General features: G+C 63.3%; 2 protein-coding genes. Both read left to right on the top strand.

The features are described 5' to 3' along the window. On the top strand, positions 1–1,966 hold a 1,966-nt coding region (locus TX78_RS02600; RefSeq protein ID WP_044493248.1), incomplete at its 5' end, for an ATP-binding protein. A 9-nt stretch (positions 1,967–1,975) separates the two neighbouring features. Continuing rightward, entirely contained in the window at positions 1,976–2,458 is a 483-nt protein-coding gene (locus TX78_RS02595; protein ID WP_044493246.1) for an NUDIX domain-containing protein, read from the top strand. Positions 2,459–2,508: the final 50 nt, after the last annotated feature.

Below are 2,508 nucleotides of genomic sequence, written 5' to 3'. Positions count from 1 at the left end.
TTTCGCCGGTGAGTTGATGGATGTGGCAGAGGAGCACCGGCAATGGCGCGGTGCCGCTGAGCGGGTGCTCAATGGCTTCGCCCTGTCCCTTCTGGTGCCGCAGCGGCACTACCGGGCAGTCTCAGACTGGGTCAACGGCAACCGCTTGGATGTGCGCCGGGCCGATGGGTCGGTGACCGGTGGGCGCCTGGTGTATGAGCGCGTGCCGGAGCAGCAGGTGCGCCTGCAGCCCCCGCGCGGGGAGGGCCTCTTCCTGGCCGAGACCATCGAGGTGGCGGAGAGTCCCTTCCGCGAATACCTCTACAACGAGCTCTACCGCCGGGCGGACCATCACTGTGCTGAGACTCTGGAGGACTTCCGCCGGGAACGCCGGGCGGTCACCAGGGAAGGCCAGGTCCGCAATGGGGAACGGCATGAGAAGGACGACCGGCGTCGGGTCAACGATCCGCGGGCCTGGGTGCTCGGTTGGGCCAATGAGAGTAAGAAGCAAGCCATTGCCGATGAGCTCCAGGAGCTCAACTCCCGCTGGCAGCAGACCAAGGACGAGATCGCGCAGATCAGTGGACAGCTGAAGGATTTGGCGCAGCGCTCCCATGCCCTGGCCGCCTTAGCGGACTACACCTCCTGGGCTGAACTGGACTGGGAGGAGTCCCAGGCCCGGGTTGACCAGGCAGAGGCTGAACGCGTACGGCTGATCCACGGCAGCTCAGAACTCGCTGAGATTGAGACCCGACTTGAGAAGAACCAGCAGGCTCGGCTCCAGCTGCGGCAGCGCCAGGAGGGGCTGACCGAACGGCGCGCCGAACTGACATCCTTCATCCGGAGCGCCACGGCGGCCAACGAGCGGGATACGCAGATGATCGCCGCTGCTCCTGCAGATGGGCTGGCACGTGCGCGAGCGAACTACCCCACCCTCCAGGAGACGCTGGAGGTGCCACCAGCACGGGCCGACGACGTCGCCGAGGCGGAGCGGCGCACCGGTCAGCAGCTGAAAGATGAGCTGAACACGCTTTGGCAGGAGACCGATGCTCAGGCCCGCGCCATCGAACGGGCGATGGATCGGTTCGCTCGCGAATGGCCTGCGGAGGCTAAGGAGTTCGACGTCAGCCTGGAGTCCCGGCACCAGTATGTTGAACTCCACGACAGGCTGGTAGCTGATGACCTTCCGCGCTTCCGCGAAGAGTTCAAGGCGCAGCTGAATACCAACACCATCCAGGAGCTCGCTGCCTTTAATAACTGGCTGGCGCGCCAGGCTGATGCGATCGACCAGCGCATTGGGCTGATCAACGACGCGCTGGGTTCGATCGACTTCAGCCCCGGACGGTATATCCGGCTGGAGAAAGAGCTGACGGTGAACCACGCGGTCCGCCAGTTCCGCCGCGAGCTACGCGAGGTCACCTCCGACACTCTGCTCGGTGGTGAGGAGAACCGCTACTCGGAGAGCCGCTTCGAAGAGGTGCGGAAGATCATTGAGCGCTTCCGGGGGCGTGAGGGTTACGCCGAGGTGGACCGGACCTGGACCGAACTGGTCACTGATGTGCGCAACTGGTTCACCTTCTACGCCACAGAACGCGACCGTTCCACCGGCCGGGCCCATCAGCACTATCGGGACTCTGACGGCAAATCTGGTGGTCAGAAGGAGAAGCTGGCGTATACGATCCTGGCGGCGTCGCTGGCCTACCAGTTCGGTCTGGAATGGGGCGTGGAACGAGCCAAGGACTTTCGCTTCGCTGTCATCGATGAGGCCTTCGGCCGAGGTTCCGATGCCTCGACTCGTTACGCGCTGGATCTGTTCCGGCGTCTGGGACTGCAGCTGTTGATCGTGACCCCGCTGCAGAAGGTCCACATCATTGCGCCCTATGTACGCAATATCGGCTATGTGGAGAACACCGACGAAGGCGACAACTCCCGGCTGCTGATGATGGCCACCGAGGACTACCGTGCGATGCGCGAAGGCAAGGCATGATGTCAGCAGATGATCAGTGAAGAGGAGTCCATGCGTTTTCAAGTTGTTCCCGCCGCCTACGTGCTGCTGATTGATGAGCAAGACCAGGTGCTGCTGTCCTACCGCCGGGGAACTGGGTATATGGATGAGCACTGGGCCTTCGGAGCTGCCGGTCATGTGGAACTCGGCGAAACGGTCTTCGAAGCCGCAGCCCGGGAAGCTCACGAGGAGCTGGGTGTGGAGATCACTGCCGCGGATCTTGAACCGATGACCGTGATGCACCGTACCGGTGCCAGCGGTGAGCCGATTGATGAGCGTGTGGACTTCTTCTTCGCTCTACGCCGCTGGAAGGGGGTGCCCGGGATTCAGGAACAGGACAAAGCCGCTGACCTGCGCTGGGTGAGTCTCGATGAGCTGCCGGCCCCGGTGGTCCCGCATGAGCAGTACGTGCTGCAGCAGTGGGCTCGGGGCACGCTTCCTGCGGTGACGGCGTTCGGGTTCCATGCGCAGTAGCTGCGGTTTCGAGGTCTGGCTCTCATTCGCAGCCCAGAAACGTAAAACCC

The organism is Nesterenkonia massiliensis (genome assembly GCF_000455245.1).
Classification (GTDB): domain Bacteria; phylum Actinomycetota; class Actinomycetes; order Actinomycetales; family Micrococcaceae; genus Nesterenkonia; species Nesterenkonia rhizosphaerae.
Note: the sequence above shows the minus strand (reverse complement) of the source record. Positions and strands in the feature narration are given on the sequence as shown.

Coding starts and splice junctions, on each gene's coding strand:
- TX78_RS02595 (WP_044493246.1), top strand. CDS start 1,976: ATGATCAGTGAAGAGGAGTCCATGCGTTTTCAAGTTGTTCCCGCCGCC.